Origin of the sequence: Rheinheimera sp. (assembly GCF_036568245.1) — a bacterium.
GTDB lineage: Bacteria > Pseudomonadota > Gammaproteobacteria > Enterobacterales > Alteromonadaceae > Alishewanella.
In genome coordinates, this window is sequence record NZ_DATCSY010000154.1 from 1 (window position 1) to 5,734 (window position 5,734).

General features: G+C 50.2%; 6 protein-coding genes. All 6 read left to right on the forward strand.

Translation table 11 applies throughout. From position 1 onward, the window contains the following. Positions 1-724, forward strand: a 724-nt coding sequence (gene tssC / locus VIN66_RS06715) for a type VI secretion system contractile sheath large subunit (RefSeq protein WP_331923258.1), incomplete at its 5' end; no start/stop codon positions are given. Between the two features lie 83 nt (positions 725-807). Beyond that, positions 808-2,361, forward strand: a complete 1,554-nt coding sequence (tssC, locus tag VIN66_RS06720) for a type VI secretion system contractile sheath large subunit (RefSeq protein ID WP_331923259.1) — start codon at positions 808-810, stop codon at positions 2,359-2,361. Between the two features lie 8 nt (positions 2,362-2,369). Next, complete coding sequence (locus tag VIN66_RS06725; protein ID WP_331923260.1) at positions 2,370-3,170, forward strand: type VI secretion system accessory protein TagJ; 801 nt, start codon at positions 2,370-2,372, stop codon at positions 3,168-3,170. Positions 3,171-3,190: 20 nt separating this feature from the next. Further along, positions 3,191-3,682 (forward strand): type VI secretion system baseplate subunit TssE, encoded by a 492-nt coding sequence (tssE, locus tag VIN66_RS06730; protein WP_331923261.1) that lies wholly within the window; start codon positions 3,191-3,193, stop codon positions 3,680-3,682. Then, complete coding sequence (gene tssF, locus VIN66_RS06735) at positions 3,679-5,511, forward strand: type VI secretion system baseplate subunit TssF (RefSeq protein WP_331923262.1); 1,833 nt, start codon at positions 3,679-3,681, stop codon at positions 5,509-5,511. Before tssE ends, tssF begins: the two co-directional genes overlap by 4 nt. Beyond that, positions 5,508-5,734 (forward strand): type VI secretion system baseplate subunit TssG (locus VIN66_RS06740; protein ID WP_331923263.1); only part of this gene is annotated, 227 nt, incomplete at its 3' end. The genes tssF and VIN66_RS06740, both read left to right, overlap by 4 nt.

Genomic DNA, 5,734 nt, shown 5'->3' on the forward strand with positions numbered 1-5,734 from the left:
CTTTGAAGTATTTGAACTTGACGGCCAAAAAGGCGTGGCGAAAACCACAAACCATTCAGACTATTGCTGGATGAACGCAGCCTACGTTATGGGAACCAAGCTTACCAATGCGTTTGCTCAGTACGGTTTCTGCACAGCCATCCGCGGTGCTGAAGGCGGTGGTAAAGTTGAAGGTTTGCCCAGCCACATTTTCATGAGTGATGACGGTGATCCGGATCTGAAGTGTCCGACCGAAATTGGTATTACCGACAGACGCGAAGCTGAACTTGGAAAAATGGGCTTTTTACCGCTGTGTCACTACAAGAATACTGATTACGCAGTATTTTTTGGCGCCCAGACGGCACAAAAGCCGAAAAAGTATGACACGCCGGAAGCCACAGCAAACGCGGCAATTTCGGCACGTTTGCCTTATCTGATGGCGACATCGCGTTTTGCACATTATCTGAAAGTGTTAGCCCGCGATAAAATCGGTAGCTTTATGGAAGCAGAGGATGTTGAGGTCTGGCTGAATCGCTGGATCCTGAACTATGTGAATGCGTCAGAGGGCAGTGGTCAGGAAGTCCGTGCCCGATATCCACTGGCCGATGCCAAAGTTCAGGTACGTGAAATTCCCGGCCGGCCGGGCTCTTACAATGCAGTGGCATGGCTAAGGCCTTGGTTGCAGTTGGAAGAGCTGTCTACATCGCTGCGCCTGGTAGCGAAAATTCCTGAAATGGGTAGTTAATGCCTGTGGCCTGCGAGCACACTCATCCCCGTGTGTTTGCAGGCTGTCGGGTTTTCAATTGCAGGTAAGCAATCGAGGATGTCATGGCAGACGCGGTAAAATTTGTATCAGCGGATGTTTTTACGCAAACAGCAGCGTCGGATCAGCATGAAAGTGCGTTTACTCAGCCGGTCTATACGCGGTTAGAGCGCAGTGGTGTGCTGGCACGTTTTTTACGTGAATCTGACCCGCTGACTGCCATTCTATATTGGTTGGAGCATGTAGCAGGCATCAGAGCAAGCGGAACTCATGTGGTTAGTGCAATGCTGTGCCGTGCCATTGCAGACATTGACCGGCTAATTAACCTTCAGCTTAACGATATTATCCATCATGCCCAGTTACAACAGCTTGAAGCCAGCTGGCGTGGGGTGCTCTATCTGACAGAGCAGACTGAACGGCACGATCGGGAGCAGAAAATCAAAGTAAAACTGCTGTCGTTGTCTTGGCTGGAACTGAGTAAAGATATCACCCGGGCAATTGACTTTGATCAGAGCGATTTTTTTAAGCTGATATACGACAACGAGTTTGACATGCCCGGCGGTGAGCCGTTTGGGGTGCTGATTGGTGACTACCAGATAAGCCATCAGATCCGCCCAGGGCAACTGGTAAATGATCTTGATACGCTAAAAGAAGTCGCCAGAACGGCAGCTGCAGCCTTTGCACCTTTTATCTGTTCGGCACATCCGTCGTTGTTTGGTGTTGACCATTTTTCTGAGCTGGGTCTGGTTGCTGACATCGGTAGTCAGTTTAAGCAGCCGGAGTATGTTAAGTGGCGTGCGCTGCGTGCCATGGAAGATGCCCGTTTTCTCGGGGTTGTTCTGCCGCAAATCTTAATGCGCAGTCCATATAAGGATGATGGCTCCCGTAGTGAGAGTTTTGTCTTCAAAGAGGCGCTTGCGCATGCCGAAAACGATTATCTGTGGGGTAATGCGGCTTTTGCTTTTGCTGCTGTGCTGGTACGCGCTTATAGCGAGTCAGGCTGGTTTGCGCAGATCCGCGGCATGAAAGCCGGGCAGCATAATTTCGGTTTGGTCAGTGATTTACCGGTTAGCCGCTATGAAACGGAAAAATACCAGCCAAACAATAAGCCTTCGGTAAACCTGCTGGTTGGGCATCGTTTTGAAGCCGAACTGTCAGATAACGGCTTTGTTCCTTTGTCGGTAGTGCCATACAGTAATCATTTTGCTTTTTATAACAATGCGTCTGTGCAACAGGCTAAAAGTTATGACGATAAGCTGTCCACTGTTAATGCGCGCCTGTCGGCTATGCTGCAGTACATTCTGTGTGTGGCGCGTTTTGCACATTACATTAAGGTGATTGGCCGCGACAAGGTTGGCGGCTATCACTCTGCTGAGCAGTGTGAGCAGGAGTTGCAGCGCTGGCTGCATAACTACACTACAGCGTCTTCAGATGCCTCCAGCGATGTCAGAGCAAGACATCCGCTGCGCGAGGCTCGTATCCAGGTTCGGGAAAAACGCGGCGAACCTGGCCGATATTATTCCATTATTCAGCTGCAACCACATTTTCAGTTAGATCAGATGATCACCACGGTAAAACTGGTTGCGGAGCTTTCTCCCAAACAAGCTGCTACGGCATGAGGTTTACAGTGAAACAATTACAGGCATTGATTAAGCAAGGCGAACTGATAAGCGCCACCGAATTGGCAATAGCTGCGCTTAAAGACGATCCGGCAAATGCTGACGTACGTGCAACTTATATCGAGTTGTTATGTGTGCAAGGGGCGTTGGAAAAAGCCGATCAGCAACTGGATATGATGGTGCGCCAGCATCCGGATTTTATGGTTGGGGCTGTCAATTTACGGCAGCTAATCCGGGCGGCTTCTGCGCGGCAGGATTTTTATCAGGCAGGCATGACTGCCACCTTGTTCAGCGAGCCGGACGCCATGTTTGAGTCACTGCTAAAACTGCGGCTGGCGTTAAAAGAGCAAGATTTAGCCCAGGCGGTGCACTTTGCCTCTGAGCTTGAAGCGTTACGCCCGGAAACCGGGTTTGACGTCAACGGTGACACAGTGTCGCAGCTGCGTGATCTTGATGACAGTCTGGGCGGTTATCTGGAACTGTTTGGCACAGACGGCAAGTTTTATCTGGCCAAGTTCAGTGAGATTGACAGTTTGCAACTTAAGAAGCCGGAATCACTGTTGGATACCGTATGGCGGCGAGCCGAGATCGTGCTTACAGATGGCCCATCGGGAGAGGTGTTCATCCCCATGACCTACAACGATAGTATCAAGGTATCTGAGCGCCTGGGCAAAGATACGTCCTGGCAACAGATGCATGAACATCTGGTAACGGGTGTTGGGCAGAAAATGTTGCTGGCAGGGGATGAGGCCATAGCGTTGTCAGATGTACAGCTACTGTCCTTAGTACACAGTGCTGAACTGGCCTGAGTTGTCAGGGAGTTTTAGCAGTGAAACTGCAATACAAACAGCCGTTACAGCAATCACTGCTGGACAAGCTGATCGATGATACCCCCGGGCAGAAAGATACCGGACGAAGTCGCAGAGGCTTTGATCTTAAAGCACTGCGACAAAGTGTGCGTCGTGATTTGGAAAACTTGCTTAATAGCCGTGTGCAATGGCATACATGGCCGCAAAGCTACCGCGAGTTGCCCCAGAGTCTGCTGAATTATGGGTTGCCTGACTTTTCCGTCATGGTGGTCGATTCAGATGAGGGGCGTTTGCAGCTTTGTCGCGCAGTTGAGCAGACTATCCGCAGGTTTGAACCAAGGTTTGTAGATGTTGAGGTAACTGTGCCGGAGCAGGAGCACGGCATGGAAAGGGTGCTCAGGCTACGGATCCAGGCGCTGTTGTACGCTGATCCTGAACCAGAGCACATCATGTTTGATTCAGAAGTAGAACCTGTCCATCTGGGCCTCACCATCAGGGATTATCTGGCATGAATGATGATTTACTGAAGTATTACAATCGCGAGCTGACTTATGTGCGACGGATGGGGGCTGAGTTTGCCGAACAATATCCTAAAATTGCCGGCCGCTTGCGTCTTAGTGAAGAAAATGTTGAAGATCCGCATGTTTCAAGGCTAATAGAAGGTTTTGCTCTGCTCACCGCACAGATCAGACAGAAACTGGACGATAGTTTTCCGGAGCTGACTGATGCATTGCTCGGCCAGTTGTACCCGGATTATCAGGCGCCAATTCCTTCAACGTCTGTGCTGAAACTGACCAGCCAGAACCTGTCTAATTCAGGCATAGTCGTCAAGCGTGGCACTGAGTTCGAAACCCGTACTGACGGCCTGAAACCCTGCACCTTTCAGGCTTGCTATGATACCGATGTCTGGCCGTTGGAGGTCAGTGCTGCTGAATTTAAAAATGCACCGTTTCATGCACCTAAACCTCCCGTGCAACAAAGTGCTAAAGCACTGCTGAAGTTAAATCTGTCCTGCGAGTTTGGAAAAACTGCGTTGCATGAGCTTGAGGTGACATCATTGCGCTTCTATCTGAACGGACAGCGCCACCATGTTTATCGTCTTTATGAGTTATTGTTAAGTAAGTTGTTGGTCGTTGGTTTTGCGCCAGCGGGACAACCTGATGCCATGGTGTTTATTTCTGCTCAGCAACTTAAAGCTGTTGGTTTTTCAGATGAACACCAGGTGGTGCCTTATAGCCAGCGTAGTTTTGCCGGGTATCGCTTGCTGATAGAGCAATTTTTATGCCCTGAGAAATTTTTGTTTGTTGAATTGACGGATTTAAACCCGGATTGGCCGGGTATTGTTAACGAGCTTGAATTGTATTTCTATCTCGCCGATGGGGCAGAAGAGCTGGAGCGCCATATTACAGCCGATAGCATGCTGCTTGGCTGTACGCCGGTGATCAATTTGTTTAGCCAGAAGCTTGAGCCCGTCAATCTTGACAGCTCTCAGTACGAGTACCGTCTGGTCCCCAGGTATACCGACGCAGATGTTTGCGAAGTGGTCAGGATAGAGCAGGTGCAGGCGTTTGACCCTTTTGGCAATGAGGTGACGTTAAATCCTTACTACAGCCAGGGGCATCCGGATTATTTGCAGCAGCAGGATTTGTTCTGGCACAGCCGGCGTGAGTTTGCTGATTGGGCCGGCGGTTATTCTGAAGCCGGTACAGAAATGTATTTGTCGGTGATTGACCGCAAGTTTCAAGGCGTTAATGCCTCTGAGAGCGCCAAAGACTGGGTGGTGCAGGTGCAGGCACTTTGCAGTAACCGGAATTTACCGGCTTATTTGCCATTTGGTGGTGGCGAACCACGGTTTCTGATCCGTAAACATGCTGATGTGATCAAAGAGGTTCGTTGTCTGATGGCGCCAACAGCCAGTGTCAGACCGGCCCTGCAGGAAGCCAGCCGCTGGCAGTTGGTAAATCATCTGACACTTAACCACTTTACCGGCAGCGACGCGCTGCACCGGCTCAAGGAAACACTTCAGTTGTATGATTTTCGCTGCACGCCAGAGTCCAAGGCTATCATCGATGGCATATGTGCTCTGCGCATTACCTCGGGCAGCGCCAGGGTGGTGCAACAAGGTAAAGTGGCAGTGTGCAGTGGCAGTGAGATCCTGCTTGAGTTCACACAATCGTCGTATGCCGGCAGCGGTATATACTTTTTTGCCAACATTCTAGACGTATTTTTTTCTCAGTACGCCACAGTAAACAGCTACACCCGTCTTAGTGTGAAGCTAAAAGAACATGAACAGCTTTACCATCGCTGGCCGGCACGTTGCGGCAGTAAGGTGCTGTTATGACGGTACAAGAGCTAAAGCAGGACCCATCAGGCTTTGATTTCTATCAGGCGGTGTACACGCTGGAGCGTCAGCTTAGTCATCAACAGAAACGCTGGCAGGGAGTTGGCCGGGATGGATTCCCACAACGGGAGCTGGTTCGTTTTAAAAGCGTGCAACATTTAGGATTTCCCGGACAGCCGGTAACAAAAGTGCAAAGCCGCGAAGCGCAGCAAAGTGAAACGGG

Bases quoted from the DNA above. Each gene is read 5' to 3' on its own strand.
- tssF (WP_331923262.1), top strand. From the start codon at position 3,679: ATGAATGATGATTTACTGAAGTATTACAATCGCGAGCTGACTTATGTG.
- tssC (WP_331923259.1), top strand. From the start codon at position 808: ATGGCAGACGCGGTAAAATTTGTATCAGCGGATGTTTTTACGCAAACA.